The 24,290-nt window shown below is 61.6% G+C and carries 21 protein-coding genes, 3 tRNA genes and 1 pseudogene; 9 read left to right on the top strand and 16 right to left on the bottom strand.

The window, feature by feature from the left end; genetic code table 11:
- Window positions 1–180 precede the first annotated feature (180 nt).
- From crr to cysZ, 5 genes are all read right to left on the bottom strand, one after another.
- On the bottom strand, window positions 181–690 hold the full coding sequence (crr, locus tag AC4PR2_RS24810; RefSeq protein ID WP_004936467.1) for a PTS glucose transporter subunit IIA: 510 nt from the start codon (window positions 688–690) through the stop codon (window positions 181–183).
- 49 nt (window positions 691–739) lie between these two features.
- Window positions 740–2,467 (bottom strand): phosphoenolpyruvate-protein phosphotransferase PtsI, encoded by a 1,728-nt coding sequence (gene ptsI, locus AC4PR2_RS24805; RefSeq protein WP_015378671.1) that lies wholly within the window; start codon window positions 2,465–2,467, stop codon window positions 740–742.
- Between the two features lie 46 nt (window positions 2,468–2,513).
- Window positions 2,514–2,771: a phosphocarrier protein Hpr gene (gene ptsH / locus AC4PR2_RS24800; RefSeq protein WP_004936458.1), complete on the bottom strand. Its 258-nt coding sequence runs from the start codon at window positions 2,769–2,771 to the stop codon at window positions 2,514–2,516.
- Window positions 2,772–3,170: 399 nt separating this feature from the next.
- Complete coding sequence (gene cysK / locus AC4PR2_RS24795; RefSeq protein WP_038881303.1) at window positions 3,171–4,139, bottom strand: cysteine synthase A; 969 nt, start codon at window positions 4,137–4,139, stop codon at window positions 3,171–3,173.
- 185 nt (window positions 4,140–4,324) lie between these two features.
- Window positions 4,325–5,083 (bottom strand): sulfate transporter CysZ, encoded by a 759-nt coding sequence (gene cysZ, locus AC4PR2_RS24790; RefSeq protein ID WP_049198406.1) that lies wholly within the window; start codon window positions 5,081–5,083, stop codon window positions 4,325–4,327.
- Window positions 5,084–5,304: 221 nt separating this feature from the next.
- Here cysZ and zipA point away from each other — a divergent pair, with 221 nt between their 5' ends.
- The 3 genes from zipA (at window position 5,305) to AC4PR2_RS24775 (ending at window position 8,640) form a co-directional block, all read left to right on the top strand.
- A complete protein-coding gene (zipA, locus tag AC4PR2_RS24785; RefSeq protein ID WP_492175594.1) occupies window positions 5,305–6,324 on the top strand; it encodes a cell division protein ZipA in 1,020 nt (339 codons plus the stop codon).
- 79 nt (window positions 6,325–6,403) lie between these two features.
- Window positions 6,404–8,425: an NAD-dependent DNA ligase LigA gene (ligA, locus tag AC4PR2_RS24780; protein ID WP_169318658.1), complete on the top strand. Its 2,022-nt coding sequence runs from the start codon at window positions 6,404–6,406 to the stop codon at window positions 8,423–8,425.
- On the top strand, window positions 8,425–8,640 hold the full coding sequence (locus AC4PR2_RS24775; protein ID WP_004936441.1) for a DUF3820 family protein: 216 nt from the start codon (window positions 8,425–8,427) through the stop codon (window positions 8,638–8,640). Before ligA ends, AC4PR2_RS24775 begins: the two co-directional genes overlap by 1 nt.
- Window positions 8,641–8,665: 25 nt before the next feature.
- Here the strand turns inward: AC4PR2_RS24775 and AC4PR2_RS24770 are convergent, their stop codons facing one another.
- Window positions 8,666–9,664, bottom strand: a complete 999-nt coding sequence (locus AC4PR2_RS24770) for a bile acid:sodium symporter family protein (protein WP_049198403.1) — start codon at window positions 9,662–9,664, stop codon at window positions 8,666–8,668.
- Between the two features lie 96 nt (window positions 9,665–9,760).
- Between AC4PR2_RS24770 and AC4PR2_RS24765 the strand changes: the two genes are divergently transcribed.
- Window positions 9,761–10,681: a LysR family transcriptional regulator gene (locus AC4PR2_RS24765; RefSeq protein ID WP_060419848.1), complete on the top strand. Its 921-nt coding sequence runs from the start codon at window positions 9,761–9,763 to the stop codon at window positions 10,679–10,681.
- A 1-nt stretch (window position 10,682) separates the two neighbouring features.
- Here the strand turns inward: AC4PR2_RS24765 and AC4PR2_RS24760 are convergent.
- Both AC4PR2_RS24760 and AC4PR2_RS24755 read right to left on the bottom strand, forming a co-directional pair.
- A pseudogene (locus AC4PR2_RS24760) lies at window positions 10,683–11,149 on the bottom strand (FlxA-like family protein).
- 52 nt (window positions 11,150–11,201) lie between these two features.
- A complete protein-coding gene (locus AC4PR2_RS24755; protein WP_060419854.1) occupies window positions 11,202–11,750 on the bottom strand; it encodes a nucleotidyltransferase family protein in 549 nt (182 codons plus the stop codon).
- A gap of 159 nt (window positions 11,751–11,909) precedes the next feature.
- Between AC4PR2_RS24755 and AC4PR2_RS24750 the strand changes: the two genes are divergently transcribed.
- The gene (locus AC4PR2_RS24750) at window positions 11,910–13,295 is read left to right on the top strand and encodes an ethanolamine ammonia-lyase subunit EutB (RefSeq protein ID WP_187322649.1); all 1,386 of its coding nucleotides are present in this window, start codon (window positions 11,910–11,912) and stop codon (window positions 13,293–13,295) included.
- Entirely contained in the window at window positions 13,292–14,083 is a 792-nt protein-coding gene (gene eutC / locus AC4PR2_RS24745) for an ethanolamine ammonia-lyase subunit EutC (protein ID WP_084827315.1), read from the top strand. Before AC4PR2_RS24750 ends, eutC begins: the two co-directional genes overlap by 4 nt.
- On the opposite strand, the gene AC4PR2_RS24740 is transcribed toward eutC, so the two are convergent.
- Window positions 14,062–14,964, bottom strand: a complete 903-nt coding sequence (locus AC4PR2_RS24740; protein WP_060439281.1) for a LysR family transcriptional regulator — start codon at window positions 14,962–14,964, stop codon at window positions 14,062–14,064. The two genes, eutC and AC4PR2_RS24740, sit on opposite strands and share 22 nt — an antisense overlap.
- 451 nt (window positions 14,965–15,415) lie before the next feature.
- Between AC4PR2_RS24740 and budA the strand changes: the two genes are divergently transcribed.
- The 3 genes from budA (at window position 15,416) to AC4PR2_RS24725 (ending at window position 19,643) form a co-directional block, all read left to right on the top strand.
- Complete coding sequence (gene budA, locus AC4PR2_RS24735) at window positions 15,416–16,195, top strand: acetolactate decarboxylase (protein ID WP_033643951.1); 780 nt, start codon at window positions 15,416–15,418, stop codon at window positions 16,193–16,195.
- Between the two features lie 32 nt (window positions 16,196–16,227).
- Window positions 16,228–17,913, top strand: coding sequence for an acetolactate synthase AlsS (gene alsS / locus AC4PR2_RS24730; RefSeq protein ID WP_033635442.1), 1,686 nt, complete (start codon window positions 16,228–16,230; stop codon window positions 17,911–17,913).
- A gap of 143 nt (window positions 17,914–18,056) precedes the next feature.
- Window positions 18,057–19,643, top strand: a complete 1,587-nt coding sequence (locus AC4PR2_RS24725) for an ABC transporter substrate-binding protein (protein ID WP_070915233.1) — start codon at window positions 18,057–18,059, stop codon at window positions 19,641–19,643.
- 28 nt (window positions 19,644–19,671) lie between these two features.
- Here the strand turns inward: AC4PR2_RS24725 and AC4PR2_RS24720 are convergent, their stop codons facing one another.
- The 7 genes from AC4PR2_RS24720 to AC4PR2_RS24690 form a co-directional block, all read right to left on the bottom strand.
- Window positions 19,672–20,478, bottom strand: a complete 807-nt coding sequence (locus AC4PR2_RS24720; protein WP_049272132.1) for an ABC transporter ATP-binding protein — start codon at window positions 20,476–20,478, stop codon at window positions 19,672–19,674.
- Window positions 20,479–20,495: 17 nt separating this feature from the next.
- Window positions 20,496–21,533 (bottom strand): iron-enterobactin ABC transporter permease, encoded by a 1,038-nt coding sequence (gene fepG, locus AC4PR2_RS24715; RefSeq protein WP_330112964.1) that lies wholly within the window; start codon window positions 21,531–21,533, stop codon window positions 20,496–20,498.
- The gene (fepD, locus tag AC4PR2_RS24710) at window positions 21,533–22,588 is read right to left on the bottom strand and encodes a Fe(3+)-siderophore ABC transporter permease (RefSeq protein ID WP_060419872.1); all 1,056 of its coding nucleotides are present in this window, start codon (window positions 22,586–22,588) and stop codon (window positions 21,533–21,535) included. Before fepD ends, fepG begins: the two co-directional genes overlap by 1 nt.
- Before the next feature lie 214 nt (window positions 22,589–22,802).
- A complete protein-coding gene (fepB, locus tag AC4PR2_RS24705; protein ID WP_197803782.1) occupies window positions 22,803–23,810 on the bottom strand; it encodes a Fe2+-enterobactin ABC transporter substrate-binding protein in 1,008 nt (335 codons plus the stop codon).
- A gap of 199 nt (window positions 23,811–24,009) precedes the next feature.
- Window positions 24,010–24,085 (bottom strand) — tRNA-Lys (locus AC4PR2_RS24700).
- Window positions 24,086–24,092: 7 nt separating this feature from the next.
- A tRNA-Val gene (locus tag AC4PR2_RS24695) sits at window positions 24,093–24,168 on the bottom strand.
- 45 nt (window positions 24,169–24,213) lie between these two features.
- Window positions 24,214–24,289: transfer RNA gene (locus AC4PR2_RS24690), tRNA-Lys, on the bottom strand.
- Window position 24,290: the final 1 nt, after the last annotated feature.

Genomic DNA, 24,290 nt, shown 5'->3' with positions numbered 1-24,290 from the left:
AAGCGCAGCGAATTCTTTGGGGGAGAATTTAAGAACGGTATCAAGAGCCTGACTCAGCAACATAAAAAAATCCGTAATCTCAGAGAGATTACGGATTCTTACACAGCGACAGGATCGTTCAAGTGATCCTTAACTGATCGGCATTACGCCGAGGGCGCCGTTTTTCTTGCTCATTCGCGATTACTTCTTGATGCGGATGATCGGGGTTTCGCCAACGGTCACGCTGCCGGACAGTTTGATCAGCTCTTTGATCTCGTCCATGTTGGAGATAACGACCGGCGTCAGGGTAGACTTGGCTTTCTCTTCCAGCAGAGGCAGGTTGAACTCGATAACCACGTCACCTTTCTTGACGCGCTGGCCTTCTTCGGCGATGCGTTTGAAGCCTTCGCCTTTCAGTTCTACGGTATCGATGCCGAAGTGGACGAACAGCTCAATGCCGCTGTCGGATTCGATAGAGAATGCATGGTTGGTTTCGAAAATCTTACCGATGGTGCCGTCAACCGGAGCAACCATTTTGTTGCCGGCCGGTTTGATGGCGATACCGTCGCCAACGATTTTTTCAGCGAACACTACGTCCGGCACATCTTCGATATTGACGATTTCGCCAGAAAGGGGAGCGACGATCTCGATAGTGCCCGTGTCTTTCTTGTCATCAGAAACCAGAGATTTCAGTTTATCGAACAAACCCATGATCTTCTCCTAAGCATTAAATTGGGCGGCGTTCCAGTGTCGTGGAAGTTTAGCAGAGCGTTTTTTCTTCGATGAATTTATTGACGCAATTCATCAGGTCTTGTGCCGTTGGCTGTGCCAAGGCCTGCGCTGCCAACGCCTTCACATCTTCGAAATTCGTGTTACGAATAATTTTCTTGATGCGCGGGATTGAAATCGCACTCATGCTGAACTCATCCAGCCCCATGCCCAATAACAACAGTGTAGCACGCTCATCGCCAGCCAGTTCGCCGCACATGCCGGTCCACTTGCCTTCCGCGTGAGATGCATCAATAACCTGTTTGATCAGGCCAAGCACTGATGGGGACATCGGGTTATAGAGATGAGAAATCAGCTCGTTGCCGCGATCTACCGCCAGAGTATACTGGGTTAGATCGTTTGTCCCAATACTAAAGAAGTCGACTTCTTTCGCCAGGTGGTGAGCAATGACCGCCGCAGCCGGTGTTTCCACCATCACGCCCACTTCGATGCTCTCGTCAAACGCCTTGCCTTCTTCGCGCAGCTGCGCTTTCAGCGTCTCGATTTCGCCTTTCAGATCGCGCACTTCTTCCACGGAGATGATCATCGGGAACATGATGCGCAGTTTGCCGAACGCCGAGGCGCGCAGGATGGCGCGCAGCTGGGCGTGCAGGATTTCACGGCGGTCCATCGCGATGCGGATGGCGCGCCAGCCGAGGAACGGGTTCTCTTCCTTCGGCAGGTTCATGTACGGCAGGTCTTTGTCGCCGCCGATGTCCATGGTACGGACGATCACGGCCTGCGAGCCCATGGCTTCCGCCACGGCTTTATAAGCCTGGAACTGCTCGTCTTCGGTCGGCAGCGAGTCGCGGTCCATGAACAGGAACTCGGTACGATACAGACCGACGCCTTCCGCGCCGTTGCGCTCTGCACCCGCGACGTCGCGCACGGTGCCGATGTTGGCGCAGACTTCAACCTGATGGCCGTCCAGCGTAATCGCCGGCAGGTCCTTCAGCTTGGCCAGATCGTTTTTCTCGGTGATGTATTGGTTCTGGGCGGCTTTCAGCTGATCGATAACGTCAGCGGTCGGGTTAACGTAAATTTTGTTGTTAACCGCATCCAGAATCAGGTAGTCGTCGTTTTTCACCTGCTTGGTCACGTCGCTGGTACCGACGATCGCCGGCAGCTCCAGGGAGCGCGCCATGATAGAGGTGTGGGAAGTCCGGCCGCCGAGATCGGTAATGAAGCCCAGCACTTTGTCCAGGTTCAGCTGCGCGGTCTCTGACGGGGTCAGATCGGTGGCCACCAGGATCACTTCGTCCTGAATGGAGCCCAGATCGACGATCGGCATGCCCAGGATGTTCTGCAGCAGGCGCTTACCGATGTCGCGCACGTCGGCGGCGCGCTCTTTCAGGTATTCGTCGTCCAGCTCTTCCAGCGCTTTCGCCTGACCTTCGATCACGGTGTAGGCGGCGGCGTCTGCGGAGGCCAGATCGTCTTTGATTAGGGCTATGATTTCCTGCTCAAGCTCTTCGTCTTCCAGCAACATGATGTGGCCTTCGAAGATAGCTTCCTTCTCTTCGCCGAAGGTTTCGCCAGCTTTGGTCTTGATCGCTTCCAGCTGTTCGGACGCTTTCGCGCGGCCGGCCAGAAAACGCGAGACTTCCTGCTCTACTTGATCAGCAGAGATTTTTTTCCGGTTGATGACAATGTCGTCTTCTTTCAGCAAGAGAGCCTTACCAAAAGCGATGCCCGGTGATACTAAAATGCCTGAAATCATAACCCTACCTTACTCTTGACTGGTGTTAACTAAAAAGACGGGCCGATTACTCAAGCTCTGCCATCAGTTTTACCAAGTGCTCAACGGCTTTCTGCTCGTCTTCACCTTCAGCGGAGATGGTCACTACTGTCCCTTGAGTCAGCCCCAGAGTTTGCAGTTTGAACAGGCTTTTAGCGCTGGCGCTTTTGCCGTTGGAGGTCACGGTGATGTCAGACGTGAAGCCTTTGGCTTCTTTAACGAACTGAGCGGCAGGGCGAGTATGCAGACCATTCGGAGCGGTAATAGTAACTTCTTGCTGGAACATTGATGTTTCCCCAACTTATTGGATTAATGTTGTGGAGCTAAAGTTTAGCCCAGGGGCCTGACTTTAGCTTGTCTGGTTATAGCGCCTGACTATGGACAGGGGCGAACGTTGATGCAACAGAAAACGACGCGTTAGGCACTTCAGATCAAAAAACTCGGCTTTAGACGTCGTTCCAATCCGCTCCCCATTATGCCCGATTCGACGCGTCGGCGACAGATGAGTAAATCGATTCAGCCTTGACCGGGCTCGGGGGGTGATTAATTTTGCGCATCGAAATAATGCACCGTTAAATACTAAAGCCGACGGGCAAAAGCAATCTTGGACTGCTATAAAGTTTGATCCAGTCCACAAAAAAGCACCCCGCAGGGTGCTTTTTTAGCGATTTGTGCAGTGGTGGAATTACTGCTGCAATTCCTGCTCGGTGAACAGATCGGCAAACAGCGCGGTGCTCAGATAACGTTCGCCGGAAGAGGGCAGGATCACCACGATGGTCTTGTCGGCGAACGCCGGTTCTTCGGCCAGTTTCACCGCCGCCACGACCGCTGCGCCGGAGGAGATGCCCGCCAGGATGCCTTCTTCGTCCATCAGGCGACGCGCCATGCTGATGGCTTCGTCGTTGGAGACCTTCTCGACGCGATCCACCAGGTCCAGATCGAGGTTGCCTGGAATGAAGCCGGCGCCGATGCCCTGGATCTTGTGCGGGCCCGGTTTCAGCTCTTCACCGGCCAGCGCCTGGCTGATGACCGGCGAGTCGGTCGGCTCGACCGCCACGGTAGTGATGGCCTTGCCTTTAGTGTTCTTGATGTAGCGGCTGACGCCGGTCAGCGTGCCGCCGGTGCCGACGCCGGAGATGAACACGTCGACTTCACCGTCGGTGTCTTCCCAGATTTCCGGGCCGGTGGTTTTTTCATGGATGGCCGGGTTGGCCGGGTTGCTGAACTGTTGCAGGATCAGGTAACGGTTCGGATCGGTGGCGACGATCTCTTCGGCCTTGGCGATAGCGCCTTTCATGCCTTTCGCCCCTTCGGTCAGCACCAGATTGGCGCCGAGCGCCTTGAGCAGCTTGCGGCGCTCGATGCTCATGGTTTCCGGCATGGTCAGCGTCAGCTTGTAACCGCGCGCGGCGGCCACGAAGGCCAGCGCGATGCCGGTGTTGCCGCTGGTCGGCTCCACCAGCTCTTTACCGGCGGTCAGCACACCACGTTGTTCCGCATCCCAAATCATATTGGCACCGATGCGGCATTTGACGCTGAAGCTCGGGTTGCGTGATTCAACCTTGGCCAGAATGCGTCCGTTGCCGATACGGTTCAGACGAACCAGCGGCGTATGGCCGATTGTTAATGAGTTGTCTTCATATATCTTGCTCATAGCCCGTCCTTTAACTCTATGAAAATGTGGGGAACATCGAAAGCATACGCTAACAGTACCGGCAGGGAAGTAAAGAATTGGTATATCTATATGTTATTAGGAAATAAGTTTTAAGCACAATGATAAGGGCGCGAAATGCGCGCCCTGTCGAAAATTCCCGCGCTATCGGCGGTAAAAAGCGGCGGTTATCGGACGAATTGCGAGCGGTAGCGATCGACCCACATCGCGGTGGCGCCGCAGACGGCGACCGGCAGGATCACCAGGTTGAGGATCGGGATCATGGTGAACAGGCTGACCAGCGCGCCGAACTGCAGGTTGTCGGTTTTGTGCTGGCGTAAGGCGCGGCGCATGTCGGCAAAGCTCACCTTGTGGTTGTCAAACGGATAGTCGCAATACTGGATCGCCAGCATCCAGGCGCTGAACAGGAACCATAGTACCGGCGCCACCGTCTGGCCGATGCCGGGCACGAAGTACAGCGCCAGCAGCAGCAGCGCGCGCGGCAGGTAATACATCAGCTTGCGCCATTCGCGCGCCATGATGCGCGGCAGATCTTTGGCGATGCCGAGCAGGCCGGTGTCCGGCAGCGGTTTGCCGGTCAGGCTGCCTTCGAGCTGTTCGGCCAGCAGGCCGCAGAACGGCGCCGCAATCAGATTGGTGATGGTGCTGAACAGATAGCTGAACACCAGCAGCACCGAAATGACCGCCAGCGGCCACAGCAGGTAGCTCAACCATTGCAGCCAGTCGGGAACGTGGCTCATCATCGCCGGGATCCAGTCGCCGAGCCGGCTGAACAGCCACCAGAAAGCGGAGCCCATCAGCAGCACGTTGACCAGCAACGGCAGGACCACATAGCGTTTAATCCCCGGGCGCGAAATCAGGCGCCAACCTTCGGCGAAATAGTGAATGCCGCTGGTTGAGCGGGCAGGGGGCTGCGTATAGGACATATCTTAAGTTATCTCGTTGTCTGAACAGGCATCATTATCATATAGGGATGATTTTCCACTGGCTAGGGTAGGGTTGGCTGAAAAACCAGCAGAAAAAGGCAGTATAATCATCTTTATTGGCATAAAGTTCAGCACGGACTTGCACTTGTGTGCGCGGGCAAATAGAGTTAAAGAGTGAATGTTTGCCGCGGTGGCAATGTATTGGAACAACAGAGATAGCAATGATGCAGGATTTGCGTCTGATATTAATCGTTGTTGGCGCGATCGCCATAATAGCGCTGTTATTGCACGGTCTGTGGACCAGTCGCAAAGAACGGTCAGCGCTCTTCCGCGATCGCCCAGCCAAACGTTCCCAAAAGGAACGTGAACAAACCCCGATCGACGATCTCGAAGAAGGCGTCGGTGAGGTGCGCGTACGCGCCGCTCACCCGCAAGACGAGCCGTCATTCGGCCATTTCGATGCCGCACGCGAAGAACCCGTGGCCGCGCCGAAGCCCGCTCCGGCGCCTGCGCCCCGCGCCGTTCAGCCGGCTGCTCATCAGACGCCGCCTCCGCTGTCTCAGCGGCCGGAGTATGATGACATCCTGCTGAACAACTACGCGCCGGACGAAGAACAGGCCGAGCCGCAGCAACCGCAACCGGCCGCGCGCCGTGAGCCGCGCGTCGACGATCTGCCGCATGAACATGAGGCGCCGCAGGGGGCGGAACCGGCATTCCACGCCGAGCCGGCCCCTGTGCAGCAAGCGCCGGAAGTGAAGCCGGCGCAGGAGCCTGCGCCACAGCCACAACAGCCGGCGGCTGCGCCCATTCAGGCCAAGCTGAAAGAGACCGTGCTGGTGCTGCACGTCGCAGCCCATCAGGGCGGCGTAATCGGCGGCGAAGTGCTGCTGCAGAGCGTGTTGCAGGCGGGCTTCCAGTTTGGCGAGATGGGCATCTTCCACCGCCATATCAGCCCGGCCGGCAGCGGCCCGGTGCTGTTCAGCCTGGCGAACATGGTCAAGCCGGGGTCGTTCGATCCTGACATGATGTCCGACTTTTCCACACCGGGCGTGTCGATGTTCATGATGGTGCCGTCTTACGGCGACGCCAATCAGAACTTCAAGTTGATGCTGCAGTCGGCACAGCGCATCGCCGACGACGTGGGCGGCGTGGTGCTGGACGACGAGCGCCGCATGATGACGCCGCAGAAGCTGGAAACCTACAAAGCGCGTATCCGTGAAGTGTTGGAAAACAACGCCTGACCGGGTTGCCGCGCGCACTGAACATCCGTAACAACAAAGCCCCCGCTAGCCGGGGGTTTTTTATCTTTGATGGTGAGCCATGGAATCGATAATCCAACAAATCAATCAACTACGAGCCACACTGCGCCATCATGAATACCAGTATCATGTGCTGGATGCGCCGGAAGTGCCGGATGCGGAATATGACCGCCTGATGCGCGAACTGCGCGAACTGGAGAGCGAGCATCCTGAGTTGGTCACCGCCGATTCACCGACCCAGCGCGTGGGCGCCGCGCCGCTGGCGGCGTTCGACCAGGTGCGTCACGAAGTGCCGATGCTGTCGCTGGACAACGTGTTCGACGAAGAAAGCTTCCTGGCGTTTTACAAGCGCGTGCAGGATAGGCTCAAAAGCAGCGATCCGCTGACCTTCTGCTGCGAGCTGAAGCTGGACGGCCTGGCGGTCAGCCTGCTGTACGAAGACGGTGAGCTGGTGCGCGCGGCGACGCGCGGCGACGGCACCACCGGCGAGAACATCACCACTAACGTTCGCACCATCCGCGCCATCCCGCTGCGCCTGACCGGCGACAACATTCCGCGCCGGCTGGAAGTGCGCGGCGAAGTGTTCATGCCGCAGGCCGGTTTTGAACAGATGAACGAAGAAGCCCGCCGCAAAGACGGCAAGGTGTTCGCCAACCCGCGCAACGCCGCCGCCGGTTCGCTGCGCCAGCTCGATCCGCGCATTACCGCCAAACGCCCGCTGACCTTCTTCTGCTACGGCGTCGGCCTGCTGGAAGGCGGCGAGCTGCCGCGCAGCCATTTTGAGCGCCTGATGCAGTTCAAGGCCTGGGGTCTGCCGGTCAGCGATCGCGCCCAACGCCGCACCGGCAGCGAGGAAGTGCTGGCGTTTTATCGCCAGGTCGAGCAGGACCGCGCGCAGCTCGGTTTCGACATCGACGGCGTGGTGATCAAGATTGACGATATCGATCTGCAGGAAACGCTGGGCTTTGTGGCGCGTGCGCCGCGCTGGGCGACGGCGTTCAAATTCCCGGCGCAGGAGCAGATCACCGTGGTGCGCGAAGTGGAGTTTCAGGTTGGCCGCACCGGCGCGATTACGCCGGTGGCGCGCCTTGAGCCGGTGCTGGTGGCCGGGGTGACCGTCAGCAACGCCACCTTGCACAACGCCGATGAAATTGAGCGTCTGGGGCTGCGCATCGGCGATACGGTGATCGTGCGCCGCGCCGGCGACGTCATCCCGCAGGTGGTGGGGGTGCTGGAAGACCGTCGGCCACAGGATGCGCGCGAAGTGGTGTTCCCGCTGCACTGCCCGGTGTGCGGCTCCGACGTTGAGCGCGTGGAAGGCGAGGCGGTAGCGCGTTGCACCGGCGGTCTTATCTGCGGCGCGCAGCGCAAAGAGGCGTTGAAGCACTTCGTTTCCCGCCGCGCGCTGGACGTTGAAGGCATGGGCGACAAGATCATCGAGCAGCTGGTGGACAAAGAGTACGTGAAGAACCCGGCCGATCTGTTCCGTCTGTCCGCCGGCATTCTGACCGGCCTGGATCGCATGGGGCCGAAATCGGCGCAGAACCTGGTCAATGCGCTGGAGAAATCCAAACAGACCACCTTCGCTCGCTTCCTGTATGCGCTGGGCATTCGCGAGGTCGGCGAGGCGACCGCCGCCAACCTGGCGGCGCATTTCGGATCGCTCGAGAAGCTGTTCGCCGCCGATATCGAGGCGCTGAAAGAGGTGCCGGACGTCGGCGAAGTGGTGGCCAAACACACCCGCAATTTCCTCGATGAAGCGCTCAATCAGCAGGTGATCGACGAGCTGGTGGGCGCCGAGATCGGCATCCACTGGCCGGCGCCGGTGGTGGTGGTCGCCGAAGAGATAGACAGCCCGTTCGCCGGCAAAACCGTGGTACTGACCGGCTCGCTGAGCCAGCTGTCGCGCGACGAGGCCAAAGATCGCCTGACGGCGCTGGGCGCCAAGGTCAGCGGCAGCGTGTCGAAGAAAACCGATTTGGTGATCGCCGGCGAAGCGGCCGGCTCCAAGCTGGCGAAGGCGCAGGAGCTGGGTATCGCCGTGATCGACGAAGCGGAAATGATCCGCCTGCTGGGTGACTGATGGAAAAGGAAAACCTGCTGGAGATCGCCAATACCGTGATGCCGTTCGGCAAGTACCAGGGGCGGGTGCTGATCGACCTGCCCGAAGAGTACCTGCTGTGGTTCGCCCGCAAGGGCGAATTCCCCAAAGGCAAGCTCGGCATGCTGATGGAGATGACGCTGGCGATTAAAATCGAAGGGCTTGACCACCTGGTCAAGCCGCTGAAGAAAAGCTGAACTGACGGGCCTCGGCCCGTCTTTTTTACCCGCGCGATGCCTGCGCGTTGGCGTTGGGCACCGCCTGTTGCGCCCGCTGCTTGCGCTGATACCTTTTCGCCAGCACCGCACAGGTCATCAGCTGCACCTGATGGAACACCATCAGCGGCAGCACCATGATCCCCACCGTCGCCGCCGGGAACAGGATATTGGCCATCGGAATGCCGTTCGCCAGGCTTTTCTTCGAACCGCAGAACACGATGGTGATCTCGTCCGCCTTGCTGAACCCGAGCCAGCGCGCCATGTAGGTGTTCACCACCAGCACGATCGCCAGCAGCACGATGCTGCCGCCGACGATAAACGCCAGCGAACCGATCCCCACCTGATGCCAGATGCCGTGCGTGACCGCCTCGCTGAAGGCGGCGTACACCACCAGCAGAATCGAGGTCTGGTCGGTTTTGCCGATCAGCGGGCGATGGCGCTCGATCCAGCCGCCGATCAGCGGCCGCAGCAGGTGGCCGGCGACGAACGGCACCAGCAGCTGCAGCACGATCGAGCCCACCTGCCGCAGGCTGCCGGTATCGCCGTGCACGTTCATCAGCAGGCCGACCAACAGCGGCGATACGAAGATCCCCAGCAGGCTGGAGGCGGAGGCGCTGCACACCGCCGCCGCCACGTTACCGCCCGCCAGCGAGGTGAAGGCGATGGCCGACTGCACGGTGGCGGGCAGGATGCACAGGTAGATGAAACCGGCGTACAGCTCGGGGCTGACGTCGATCGGCGCCCACCAGGCGAACAGCATCCCCAGCGCCGGAAAAATGATGAAGGTGCTGAACATCACCCACAGATGCAGCCGCCAGTTATTGCTGCCGGCCAGGATGGCCTCGCGCGACAGCTTGGCGCCGTGCATGAAGAACAGCAGGGCGATGGCGGCGATGGTCAGGGCGTTGAGCCAGCCGACGAACTCGCCGCGCGCCGGCAGGAAAGAAGCCAGCAGCACGGTGGCGATCAGCGTCAGGGTAAAACGATCGGGTAGGAATCTCATGGCGATGCGCTCGGGTAGAAAATCGATGGGGCTATTCTCCCGCGTGGGTATATAATAATTAAATTGATTTATTTAATTCATCTATGAATAAAACATATGAATTACTCACTCAAACAGCTGCGGGTGTTCGTCGCTGTCGCCCGCCACGGCAGCTTCAGCCGCGCCGGTGAGGCGATCGGCCTGACGCAATCGGCGGTCAGCCACAGCGTGAAAGAGTTGGAGGCGGAGGTCGGCGTGCGCCTGCTGGATCGCACCACGCGTGAAGTGGTGTTGACCGACGCCGGCCTGCGGCTGGCCAACCGGGTCGAACGGCTGCTGGACGAACTGCAGGCCGCGTTGCTGGATGCGCGCAGCTTTGGCGTACAGCGCAGCGGCACGGTGCGGGTGGCGACCAGCCAGACCATTTCCGCCCATCTGATGCCGCAGTGCATCGCCGCCGGCGAGCGCCAATACCCGGAGATCCGCATCATGCTGCGCGATCAGGCGCAGCAGCAGGTGCTGCACAGCGTGCGCAATGCCGAGGTGGATTTCGGCATCGTGGTCGATCCGGTGCAGGCGGTGGATTTGGAGTGCGAAGCGGTGCTGCATGAACCGTTCCTGCTGCTGTGCCGCGACGATCACCCGTTTGCTGCGCGTCAAGAGGTGCGTTGGTCGGCGTTAAACGGCTGCCGCCTGGTGTTGCAGGATTACGCGTCGGGCAGCCGGCCGTTGATCGACAGCGCGCTGAGGCAGCAGGGCGTCGAGGCGCAGGTGGTGCAGGAAATCGGTCATCCGGCTACGCTGTTCCCGATGGTGGCGGAAGGGATTGGCATCAGTATCTTCCCGGCGTTGGCGCTGCCGCTGCCGGAAGGGGGGCGGCTCCGGGTACGGCGGCTGGTGCCGGAGATCAATCGCGCGTTGATGCTGGTGCGGCGCAAGAACCGCTCGCTGACGCCAGCGGCGGAGGCCATCTGGCAGGTGGCGCGTCAGCAGGCGGCGCTGCTGCACCAGCGCCGGCAGGAAAACGCCGAATATTGATTCAGATATAGACGTCCACCGCGTTGAGCGGCGTCGGGCGGTTTACGCCGTCGCCGGATTGCGCCGCGGCTTTTTCCATTTGCTCCTGCTGCTGCTTTTCCATTTCTTCTTTCTGGATGCGCGCGATCTCGGCCTGCAACATCTTGATCTGTGCTTCAATCAGCTGCTTTTGCTCCTCAATCTCTTTGGGATCGGCGCTGGAGTCCTTCAGCTCCACCAGCTTTTGCTGCAGAGCCTGAATCTGCCGGTTCAGCGCCTTGATGCGTGTCGAGGCGCGGCTTTCGTTGAGATTTTCCGGTTCGTCATTGCCGCTGGCGCCTTCGCTTTTCTTCGCCTTGCCGCCTTCCGGCTGGTTGTTGACCGGTTTGGCCATCAGCAATTCGCCCTGATGGCCCGGGCGCTGAAGACGTGGCTGACGCCGGGAACGGTATTTTTGATCGGTACGATCATGGTGATGGTGGTCGACATGGGTGCTCTCCCTGAGTCTGGCTATCGCTGTTCAGGGTATCGGCAGCGGCGATTAAATCTTTACCTGCCGCAGGTGCGGCCAGCGCTGCAGCCAGCCTTTGTTGAGCACGCGCTGGGCATAGGCCGCGCGATCGCCGTTTTTCACGTTGAAGGTGATGGTGTCGTCGAACAGCGCCGTGAGCCCGAAGGGGGCCACCAGCGTGATGCTGTCGTCGGCGTTCAGGCGCGCGCCGATCGCCGTTTCCACTTCGGTCCAAAAGCTGATGGCCTCTTCGCTGTCGCGGTAAGGCGCCCGCCCGCCGCGCAGGTGCATGCGCGCCTGATTCTTGACCGACCAAGGCCGCGGCAGCCATTGGTGCAGGCGCGTCTCCAGCATGCGATCGCGCTCGGCGTCCGCACGCTCCGCATCGAAGTGGATCACGTCGATATCGTTGAGCGGCGTGGCGTCCAGGTAGCCGTGGCGCCGATCCCACACCAGATTGCGTACGAAGCCGGCGCCCAGGCACCAGTCATTCAGGCCGAGCCGGCGCGCGGTGCGCAGGGCGGCCATGCGAGCGTCATCTTGTTGCAGCCAGTCGATAATTTGCCGTTGCGGATCCATCACCCCTCCTTTTTTCGCGGCTACTGTAACCCGAAGCGGCGGCGGGTGAAATGGGGGAAAGCGCGACGGCGGCGATCGCGTGCAAAATAATTTTCTTTTCCCACTGACTACACTTGGTGCAGGGCTGTTATCTCGTCACTCGGGGCAAGGGAGGGGGCTATGTATCAGGCAACGGTGGGCCAACGCGGCTATCGCTTTGGCGATCTGCGTCAGCTGATGGCGAAGGCTTCGCCGGCGCGTTCCGGCGATTATCTGGCGGAGGTGGCGGCGCAAAGCGCCGAAGAGCGTATGGCGGCGCGCATTGCGCTGGCGGACTTGCCGCTCAAGGCGTTCCTGCAGCAGGCGCTGGTGCCGTACGAAGAGGACGAGGTGACGCGCCTGATTATCGACGGCCACGATGCCGCCGCCTTTGAGCCCATCTCGCACCTCACGGTCGGTGATTTTCGCGATTGGTTGCTGAGCGAGCAGGCGGACAGCGCCATGCTGGCGCAGGTGGCGGCCGGTATCACGCCGGAGATGGCGGCGGCGGTGAGCAAGCTCATGCGCAATCAGGATCTGATCCTGGTGGCGAAGAAGTGCCGGGTGGTGACGCGCTTTCGCAATACGATCGGCCTGCCGGGCCACCTCAGCGTGCGGCTGCAGCCCAATCACCCGACCGACAGCCTGCAGGGCATCGCCGCCAGCATGCTGGACGGCCTGTTGTACGGCAGCGGCGATGCGGTGGTCGGCATCAATCCGGCCAGCGACAGCCTGCCGCTGCTGGAAAAGCTCAACTACATGCTGGACGACGTGATCCAGCGCTTCGCCATTCCCACCCAATCCTGCGTGCTGACCCACGTGACCAACACGCTGCGGCTGATAGAGCGCGGCGCGCCGGTGGATCTGGTGTTTCAGTCGATCGCCGGTACCGAAGCGGCCAATCGCGGCTTCGGCATCAGTTTGGCGCTGCTGGCGGAAGCGCAGCAGGCGGCGCTGAGCCTCAGGCGCGGCACACTGGGCGACAACGTGATGTATTTCGAAACCGGGCAGGGCAGCTGCCTGTCGGCCAACGCCCATCACGGCGTCGATCAGCAAACTTGCGAGGCGCGCGCCTATGCGGTGGCGCGCCATTTCTCGCCGCTGCTGATCAACACCGTGGTAGGGTTTATCGGCCCCGAATACCTGTATGACGGCAAGCAAATTATCCGCGCCGGGCTGGAGGACCACTTCTGCGGCAAGCTGCTCGGCCTGCCGCTGGGCTGCGACGTCTGCTACACCAACCATGCCGAAGCCGATCAGGACGACATGGACACGCTGCTGACGCTGTTGGCCGCCGCCGGTTTAACGTTCCTGATCGGCGTGCCGGGCGCGGACGACATCATGCTCAACTACCAAAGCACATCGTTCCATGACGCGCTCTATATCCGCGAACTGCTGGGGCTGAAGCACGCGCCGGAGTTCGCCGCCTGGCTGGCGGAGATGAACATTACCGACGAACGCGGACGGCTGCGCGACGCCGCCGCCAATCATCCGCTGTTGCTGGCGCTGCAGGGAGAACGCACATGAGCAAACCGGTTCACGCCAACAGCTGGGACGCGCTGCGCGCCTTTACCGATGCGCGTATCGCGCTGGGGCGCACCGGCGCCAGCCTGCCGACCGACGAACTGCTGCGCTTCGGCCTGGCTCACGCCCAGGCGCGCGACGCGGTGCATCAGCCTTTCGACAGCGAACGGCTGGCGGCGGATCTGCACGATGCCGGTTGGCCCACGCTGGCGGTGCACAGCCAGGCCGCCGACCGCGCCGCCTATCTGCGCCGACCGGATCTGGGGCGGCGGTTGGCGTCGGACAGCCGCAGCCTGTTGCTCGGTTCGCCATCGCGCCGCGTCGATCTGCTGCTGATAGTGGCGGACGGCCTCTCCTCCAAGGCGGTGCACCGCCAGGCGCTGCCGCTGCTGCAGGCGCTGCGCCCCTATCTCGATTCGCTGGGGCTGACCGTTGCGCCGGTGGTGCTGGCGCATCAGGCGCGGGTGGCGCTGGGGGATGAGATCGGCGAATGCCTGCAGGCCCGGGCGGTGGCGGTTCTGATCGGCGAACGGCCGGGGCTGTCGTCGCCGGACAGCCTGGGCGTCTATTTGACCTGGGGGCCGAACGCGCGCAGAACGGACGCCGAGCGCAACTGTATCTCCAACGTGCGGCCCGAGGGGTTGGATTATCCGCAGGCGGCGTTCCGCCTGGCCTGGCTGCTTGAGCAGGCGTTCCTGCGGCGGCTGAGCGGCATCGAGCTGAAGGACGAGAGCGACAACCCGGCTTTGCACGGCCGGGTGACGCCGCTTTACCCCCAGCTGGGCGGTTGACCGATGGTTTGCTGCAGCAGGGCGGTGAAGGCCGCCAGCCGGGCGGACACCTTCGCCATCGGACGCAGCAGATAGATGCCTTGCTGCTCATGGCGCGGATCTTCCAGCATTTGCACCAGCTGCCCGTGCTGCACGTCCGGCCCCACCACCCAGTTGGGCAGAAAGGCGATGCCGAGCCCGAGCAGCGCGGCCTGGCGCTGCGCGGTGAAGTCGTCGCAGCGCAGCGCCATGGTGCAGCGGCTCATCAGCGCCGCGTCGAGGATCTGCGCCCAGCAGGCCGGCTGCTGCTTGTGGTAGCGGGCGATCAGCCGATGCTGCGGCAGCGCCTCCAGATCGGCCGGCAGGCCATAGCGGGCGACGTAGGCGGGGCTGGCGCACATCACCCAGCGTTGGGTGGCGATGCGGCTGGCATACAGCGCGCTGTCCTTCTGTTCGCCGATGCGGATGGCGGCGTCGAGCCGTTCCTGCGTCGGATCGGTCAGACGTTCGGTCAGATCGAGGTCGACCGACAGCTGCGGGTAGCGTTCCGCCAGCGTCGGCAGCAGCGGCAGCACATAGGTTTTGCCGAAGGTCGGCAGGCAGCTGATGCGCAGCGTGCCCTGCGGCGTTTCGTTCAGCGCGCTCAGCTCAGCGCGAAGGCCGGTAATGTCCGTCATCAGCGCGGTGGCGCGCGTCAGCAGCAGCTCGCCGGCGTCGGTTAGCAGCAGGCCACGGGTGGAGCGCACGAACAGCGCGGCGCCGAGCGCGCTTTCCAGGGCATCGATGTGGCGCACCAGCGAGGAGGGCACCATGCCCAGCCGGCGCGCGGCGGCGGAAAAGCTGCCCAGGCGGGCCACGTCGAGAAAAATTGGCAGATGTTCTACATAGCGGGCGTCATTCATTTTTGCATTATATGCAAAAGCGTTTCTTATGAATACCCGCTTCTCTGCCGACGGCGCGGCGGCTACTCTGGCTGCGGGTTGACGACGGGCTTCAAGGCCGTCCCATCCCGGCCGTATAGAGAGAAAACGTATAAACCTCGCGGCGCTTAGCACTAAATAGCAGATGTTTTTCCCAGGCTGCGCGAGCCGCCTGCGGAGTTGATTGTCGCTCCAACACCAGATTAACCGTTCAATTTGATAACCGGTTCAGTCGCAATGATTAGTAAGCCTTTACTTTATCTCATTCTGATCTGATACCTGGTTATCGGCCGGCCAGCCGTGCCGGTTTTTTTGTCGCCTTAGGCTGAATCGTTCCAACTGATGAACGCGCCTTGGGGGACATCTTGGCTCACCGTCGGTGGGTCTTTTGAACGCGCGGAACCGCGATCCCGCGCTGGTGGAGGAGTCAGTCATGAACGAAAAACACGGGTGTTCCTGTGCGCGCCATTTGGCGCAGGGTTTTGCCAGGCAGTCGATCAACGCCGGGGAGGGCGAAATCTATCAAATCTCGCTGATGAGCGCGCTCATCGACGGGGTTTACGAGGGGGAGACCACCATTGCCGAGCTGCTCAAGCACGGCGATTTCGGCCTTGGCACCTTCAATCACCTGGACGGCGAACTGATCGCCTTCGATCAGGAAATACACCAGCTGCGCGCCGACGGCAGCGCCCGGCCGGCCGGCCTGCAGCAGAAAACCCCCTTCGCCGTCGTCACCTTTTTCCAGCCCAGCGTCAGCCAGCAATTCGACCGGCCAATCACCAAGGCGCAGCTGCACCAGTGCATCGACGAGCAGGTCGCCTCACCGAACCTGTTTTGCGCGGTGCGGGTCGACGGCGAGTTCAGCCACGTGGAAACCCGTACCGTGCCGCGCCAGGAGCGGCCCTACCGCCCGATGCTGGAGGCGATAGAAGAGCAGCCGACCTTCTCGTTCCATCAGCGGCGCGGCACGCTGGTCGGTTTCCGCTCGCCGGATTACATGCAGGGCATCGGCGTGGCCGGCTATCACGAACACTTCGTTACCGACGACCGCAGCGGCGGCGGCCACGTGCTGGACTACCAGCTCGATCATGGCCGTCTGCAGTTCGGCGTCATCACGCGTCTCAATCTTCAGTTACCGCATGATGCGGATTTCTTGCGCGCCAACCTCTGCCCAGAGGATTTGGATCGCGCGATTCGTTCCGCCGAGGGCTAACCCCGGCGATCGTTTTCTTAGGAGGTGGAACCATGGCACAGGAAAAAACAGGCAATGACTGGCAATGCGGCGCCGATTTGGTGGTGAAAAACCTGGAAGCGCAGGGCGTCAAACACGTTTTCGGCATTCCGGGCGCCAAGATCGACCGGGTGTTCGACTCGCTGGAGGACGCGCCATCGATTGAAACGGTGGTGGTGCGGCATGAGGCCAACGCGGCCTTTATGGCGGCGGCGGTCGGCCGCTTGACCGGTAAGGCCGGGGTGGCGCTGGTCACCTCCGGGCCGGGCAGTTCCAACCTGATCACCGGGCTGGCCACCGCCACTTCGGAAGGGGACGCGGTGGTGGCCTTCGGCGGGGCGGTGAAGCGCGCCGACAGCCTGAAGCAGACGCACCAGAGCATGGATACCGTCAGCATGTTCCGGCCGGTGACCAAGTATTGCGCCGAAGTGCATGCCGGTTCGGCGATTTCCGAAGTGATCGCCAACGCCTTTCGCCGCGCCGAGTTCGGCCGGCCGGGGGCATCGTTCGTCAGCCTGCCGATGGATATCGTCAATGAACCGGTCAGCGCGCCGGTGCTGGCCGGCTGCCGCTTGCCGCGCATGGGGGCCGCCGCGGCGGACGACATTCAGGCGGCGGTGAAACTGATCCGCCAGGCCAAATGCCCGGTATTGCTGCTCGGCCTGCAGGCCAGCCGGCCGGAGAACAGCGAGGCGGTGCGCCATCTGCTGTACCGCACCCATATGCCGGTGGTCGGCACCTATCAGGCGGCGGGGGTGATCGACGTCAACCACTTCGCCCGTTTCGCCGGCCGCGTCGGCCTGTTCAACAACCAGCCGGCCGATCAGCTGTTGCAGAAGGCCGACCTGGTGGTGAGCGTCGGCTATGATCCGATCGAATACGATCCCTGCATGTGGAACAGCCACGGGCGGCTGAAACTGGTGCACATCGACGTGCTGCCGGCGGATATCGATACCTGCTATCGGCCGGACGTCGAGCTGGTGGGCAACATCAGCGCCACGCTGAACATGATGACCGAAACGTTCACTGAGGCGGTCTGTGTGCCGCCGGAGGTGGAGCTGATCCTCACCGATCTCGGCCGCCAGCGTACTGAACTGGCGGAACGCGCCGCCCGCCGCGGCGGCATGCCGATCCATCCGCTGCGCATCGTCAAGGAGCTGCAGGACATCGTCAGCGACGATGTAACCCTGTGCGTGGACATGGGCAGTTTCCATATCTGGATCGCCCGCTACTTATACAGCTTCCGCGCCCGCCAGCTGTTGATCTCCAACGGCCAGCAAACCATGGGGGTGGCGCTGCCGTGGGCCATCGGCGCGGCGCTGGTGCGCCCCGGCGATAAAGTGGTGTCTATCTCCGGCGACGGTGGGTTCATGCAGTCGAGCATGGAGCTGGAGACTGCGGTGCGGCTGAAAAACAACATTGTGCACGTCATCTGGGTCGATAACGCCTACAACATGGTGGAGATGCAGGAAGTGAACAAATACCAGCGCAAATCCGGCGTGGAGTTCGGGCCGATTGATTTCAAGGCCTACGCGGAATCCTGCGGCGCGGTCGGTTTCGCCGTGCAGTCGGTGGACGATCTGCGGCCGATGCTGCGCAAGGCGATGGCGATCCAGGGGCCGGTGGTGGTGGCCATTCCGGTCGACTACGCCGACAACTATAAGCTGATGGCGCAGATGAACTTCAGCCAGATGATTTAATTTCATCATCATCGGGCGGTTTCACCGGGGCAGGCCGCTTGCGCGCCTGCCCGTTTTTATGCGCGGAATTTGTCCTTTACTTCGCTAACTGCATGATTTATTGCTATCCGTTGGGCTGTTTTTTCACCACTGGGGATAGCGCAATGAAAAGAAAAGCAATAACGATCGGGCTGCTGGCGTTGGCGATTGCCGGCGGCGCGCGGGCCAATACGCTGGTCTACTGTTCCGAAGGCTCGCCGGAAGGCTTCAACCCGCAGCTGTTCACCTCCGGCACCACGGTGGACGCCAGTTCGGCGGCGATCTACAACCGGCTGGTGGACTTCAAACCCGGTACCGTCGAGCTGCAACCCAGCCTGGCGGAAAGCTGGGAAGTGAGCGAGGACGGCAAGCGCTATACCTTCCACCTGCGCAAGGGCGTGGCATTCCAGAGCAATAAATATTTCACGCCTACCCGCGATTTCAACGCCGATGACGTCATCTTCTCGTTTATGCGACAAAAGGACGCCAACAACCCGTATCACAAGGTCTCCAACGGCGCCTACACCAACTTCGAGTCGATGGAGTTCGGCACGCTGATCGACCGGATCGTCAAGGTGGACGATCACACCGTGCGCTTTGAGCTCTCCCGCGCCGAGGCGCCGTTCGTCGCCGATCTGGGCATGTACTTCGCCACTATTTTTTCGGCGGAATATGCCGACGCGATGCTGAAGGCCGGTACGCCGCAGCGTGTGGACAACGATCCGATAGGCACCGGGCCGTTCCAGCTGGTGCAGTACCAGAAGGACGCGAAAATCCTCTACAAGGCGTTCGACCGCTACTGGGAAGGCAAACCGAAGATCGATCGGCTGGTGTTTTCGATCACGCCGGATGCGACGGTGCGTTACGCCAAGCTGCAAAAGAACGAGTGCCAGGTGATGCCGTTCCCCAACCCGGCGGATCTGGCGCGCATGCGGCAGGACGGCAACCTTCAGGTGATGGAAAAATCCGGCTTGAATATCGGCTTCCTGGCGTTTAATACCCAGAAAAAACCGTTGGATAACGTCAAGGTACGCCAGGCGTTGGCGCTGGCGGTCAACAAGCCGGCGATCATCGAGGCGGTGTTCCACGGCGCCGGCCAGCCGGCCAAGAACCTGCTGCCGCCGACCCAGTGGGGCAGCAACGCGCAGCTTGAAGACTACCCGTATTCGCCGGAGCGGGCGAAGCAGCTGTTGCAGGAAGCCGGGCTGGGGCAGGGGTTTGACATCGATCTGTGGGCGATGCCGGTGCAGCGGCCCTATAACCCCAACGCCAAGCGCATGGCGGAGATGATCCAGGCCGACTGGGCCAAGATCGGCGTGCGCGCCAAAATCGTCACCTTCGAATGGGGCGAATATTTGCAGCGGATTAAAAACGGCGAGCACCAGACGGCGCTGATGGGCTGGACCACCGCCAACGGCGATCCGGACAACTTCTTCGGCCCGCTGTTCACCTGCGCTTCGCTCGGCGGCTCCAACTCGGCGAAATGGTGCTACAAACCGTTCGACCAGCTGATCCTGCAGGCGCGCGAGGAGAACGATCACGCCAAGCGGGTGGCGATGTACCAGCAGGCGCAGGTGATGATGCACGATCAGATGCCGGCGCTGATGATCGCGCACTCGACCATCTTCGAACCGGTGCGCAAGGAAGTGAAAGGCTACGAGATAGACCCGTTCGGCAAACACATCTTCAAGCAGGTGTCGCTGGAGAAGTAACGAAAAGGCCGGGGTAACCCGGCCTTTTTCATGCCTGCGGCGCGTCGCAGTGGTAGCGGCCGCGCGGGATCACCAGCGGGGTGTGGGACAGCGGATCGTCGATGATCATGCACGGCATGCCGAACACCCGTTCCACCAGCTCGGCGGTGATGATTTCCGCCGGGTTCCCCTCCGCCACGATCTTGCCGTCGCGCATGGCGATGATGTGATCGGCATAGCGGCAGGCGTGGTTGAGATCGTGCAGCACCGCGATGAGGGTTTGGCCGTGCTCGCGGTTGAGCTGGCGGAACAGATCCAGCAGCTCGATTTGGTGCGCGATGTCCAGATAGGTGGTCGGTTCATCCAGCAGCAGCAGCGGCGTTTGCTGCGCCAACGCCATCGCCACCCAGACGCGTTGGCGCTGCCCGCCGGACAGCTCGTCGACGCTGCGGTCCGCCAACTGGCTGACGTTGGTGGCCGCCATGGCGGCTTCCACCGCCTGTTTGTCGGCCTGCGTCCACTGTTTCAGCAGGCTCTGGTGCGGATAGCGGCCGCGTGATACCAGGTCCGCCACGGTAATGCTGTCCGGTGCGATCGAAGTTTGCGGCAGCAGCCCAAGCTCGCGCGCCAGCGCCTTGGTGGCGAAGCTGCTGATGTTCTTGCCGTCCAGCATCACCTCGCCGGCGCTGGGTTTGAGCAGGCGGCACAGGGCGCGCAGCAGCGTCGATTTGCCGCAGGCGTTCGGCCCGACGATCACCGTGAAGGCGCCGTCGGGGATCGCCACGCTCAGATCGTCAGCGATGATTTTATTGTCGTAGCCCAGCTTCAGGTGCGAGGCGTGCAGGCGGTGGCTCATGGCGTTATCACTTTTCATTATCTGCGGGCCTCACGGATGAGCAGCCAAATCAGGTACAGGCCGCCGATGCAGACGGTCACGACCCCGACCGGCAGTTGGATCGGCGCAAAAAGATGTTGGGACACCACGTCGGCGCCGAGCAGCAGCGTCGCGCCCATCAGCGCCGAGGACGTCAGGGTGACCGAGGATTGTCCAGCCAGGCGGCGGGCGATCTGCGGCGCCGCCAGCGCGATAAAGGAAATCGGCCCGGCGGTGGCGGTGACGGCGGCGGTGAGGGTGACGCCGAACAGCATCAGCCACAGCCGGCTGCCTTCTGCGTTCACGCCCAGTGCGCGCGCCGTGTCGTCGCCCATTTCCAGCAGCTGCAGCCGTTTGCCCATCAGCAGCGCGGCCGCGGCCGCCAACACGATGAACGCCGTGGCGGGCTGGGCTTTCTGCCAGGTCATGCCGTTGAGCGAACCGGCCTGCCACATGGCGGCGTCCATGGCGCGCTCCAGCGAGGCGGTGATGATCAGCCAGGTATTGGTGGAGACCAGCACCGCGCTGATGGCGATGCCGACGATGATCAGCCGGAAGCCGGCGATGCCCTGGCGCCAGGCCAGCAGGTAGATGGCCAGTGCGGAGAGAATGCCGCCGGCCAGCGCACCGCCGGCGATGTAGTAATAGCCGCCGTTGAACAGGGTGATGGCGATCAGCGCGCCGGTGTAAGCCCCCATGTTAAAGCCAATCACGTCCGGGCTGCCGAGCGGGTTGCGGATAATCGACTGGAAGATGGCGCCGCTCATGCCGAGTGCGCCGCCTAACAGCAGCGCCATGGCGATACGCGGCAAGCGCCATTGGGTGACCACGGTGACCAGATTTTTCGGCGCCTCGCCGCTGAGCGCGGCAAAGACCTGTTCCAGCGAAAGCTGCAGCGTGCCGTAGCACAGCGCGGCAACCGCCATCGTCAGGCACAACGCCAGCAGCGAAAGATTGACCAGCAGCAGGCGCAGCGGCATACGCCAGTTGATGACGCCGTCCGGGCGGCCGATATGCAACGTGTGGGGCAGACTCATCACAGACCCCCCAGCGTTTTCTTGCGGCGCACCAGCCAGATCAGCACCGGCGCGCCGATGAAGGCCGCCACGATGGAAACCCGCAGCTCACCGGCCGCCAGCAAACGGCCGACCACGTCGGCGCACAGCAGTAAAATCGGCGCCAGCAGCATGGAGTAGGGCAGGATCCAGCGCTGGTCGGGGCCGACCCACCAGCGGGCGATATGCGGCACCATCAGGCCGATGAAACTGATTGGGCCGACGGTGGCGGTCGCCGCACCGCACAGCAGCGTGATGGCGATCACCGCGACGACCTGAGTCAGCACCACGCGCGCGCCGAGCGCGATAGCCAGGTCTTCCCCCATGCCGATGGTATTCAGCGGCCGGGCGATGAGCAGCGTCAGCAGGCAGCCGAGCAAAATGGCGGGGGCGGTAACCGGCAGCGTGGACAGCGTGCGGATATCCAGCGTGCCGGCCTGCCAGAAGCGCAGTTGGTCGAAGGTTTGCGGATCGATCAGCGACAGCCCGGTGGTGATGCCGAGCAACACCGCGCCGATCGCCACGCCGGCCAGCGTCAGCCGCACCGGGTTGATGCGCCCGCCCGCCAGCGTGCCGATCAGGTAGACCAGCAGAGTGGTGAGGGCGGCGCCGACGAAGGCGTAGGCCATATAGCTTTCGGTGGTGGCCGCGCCGAAAAACATGATGCCGATGACCACGGCGAAGCTGGCGCCGGCGTTGATGCCGAGCACGCCGGGATCGGCCAGCGGGTTGCGCGTCAACGCCTGAATCAGCGCGCCGGCGGCGCCGAGCGCCATGCCGGCCAAGATGCCCGCCAGCGTGCGCGGTACCCGGGCGTTGAGAATGATGGTGCTGTCGGAACCGCTCGCGGCGCCCTGCAGGCTGAGCCAGACGGTATGGAAGGGGATGGCTTTGGAACCCAGCATCAGGCTGGCAATGATGCACAGCAGCAACAGCGCCAAGCCGATACCGAACCCGGCGATGCGTTTGAAGCCACTGGCGTAAGCTGCGTGCGGTGCGGACGAAAGCGTCCGCTCAGTCGGAGTGGGTACGTTCACACCGGTAACTCCTGTATGATTTTTATTCTCATTGTTATTTGCGTTCATGCGGGCGCTAATAGTAGCACGAGTTTACGCCCGCATGCACCCGCCGGTTGGTGGCGCAGGTGCGTTGACGATGTTAATAACTATTGATATTTCAATTGATTGAATGTGAACGTTTGCCCTGTTTATGGCAAACGTCGGCAGGAGGCTGACCCACCGACGGCGTGGTTCAGGGCTTTTTGAACAGCCGTTCGATTTGGTTCAGCATGTTGGTGGCGCTGTAGTAATCGAGACGGAAAGTGTCGTTGCCGACGGCGTAGACGTGCCGCTGTTCCACCGGCTCCAGATGTTTGAGGAACGGGTTGGTCAGCACCTCTTGCACTTTACGCTCGTTGGTGGCGAACAGGATCAGCGTCTTGCCGTTCAGGCCCTCGGCCATTTTTTCGCCGGAGATCTGGATGATGTCATGGCGTTTACCCATGCTGGCATTGCCTTTGGCGCTTTCCGGCGGGGTGGCCAGTTGGAAGCCGAGCTGGGTCAGCAGTTTGCCCTGGGCTGACCCCGGCGTCCACAGCATGGCCTCGCGGCCGTTGTCGGCATACACCAGCGGGGTGGTCGGCTGCGGCGGCAGCGCGATCGCCTGCTTCACTTGCTCCACGCGCTGTTCGAAACGATCTTCCGCCAGTTTGGCGCCGGCTTCGTGACCGGTGATCTCACCGAGCTCGCTGGCCAGCTGTTGCCAGCTTTTGTCGCCATAATCGAGTACTAACGTCGGCGCAATGGCGGACAGCTGATCGTACAGCTTCAGCGCGGAATCCCCGCCGGTTGCGGCGACGACGATCAAATCCGGCGCGGCGGCGGCGACGGCTTCGGCATTGGGCTCCACCTGATACAGCCGTTCGACGTGGCGCTGTTTGGCCACTTCGCTCCATTGGGTAAAGAAGCCTTGTTTATCGGCCACCAGGGGATTTGGGCTGGTGGCGGCGCTGGCGACCACCGGGGCGTCGATCGCCAGCAGCGTGCCGGTGATGGTGACGCTGGTGGACACGATGCGCAGCGGCGGTTTTTCCAGCGTGAACTTCCCTTTGGCGCTGTCGATGGTGCGCGGCCAACTGCTGTCGGCAGCGGGGGCGGACGGTTTCTGCCCGTCGCTCTTGTCGTCCGGGCCGCAGCCGCTGAGCAGCAGGCTGGAAGTGGCGATAAATGCAATGAACAGCTGGCGTAAGGATAGGGTCATGAGCGGGCTCTTTCTTTCCTTGAACTAAGGCGTATCAATCCGGCGGCGGATTGGCTGCGTGGTGGATGCCCGCTAATTTACCATTCAAGCCGGCAAAATGATAACCATTCGTATCTCAGCGCGTGGTGGCTGGATAAGAAGAAAAGAGGTGTCGAACGGCAGAAACGAAAAAAGCGCCAAAAGGCGCTTTTCTCTGAATTGGTGGGTCGTGCAGGATTCGAACCTGCGACCAATTGATTAAAAGTCAACTGCTCTACCAACTGAGCTAACGACCCGTAGAAGTGGTGGGTGATGACGGGCTCGAACCGCCGACCCCCTCCGTGTAAAGGAGATGCTCTACCAACTGAGCTAATCACCCACTGCTGTGGTACTGCTATTTTTCACACCTTGCTCTATTAAAGAGTGGTGGGTCGTGCAGGATTCGAACCTGCGACCAATTGATTAAAAGTCAACTGCTCTACCAACTGAGCTAACGACCCA

Source organism: Serratia sp. A07 (assembly GCF_058725505.1).
Note: the sequence above shows the minus strand (reverse complement) of the source record. Positions and strands in the feature narration are given on the sequence as shown.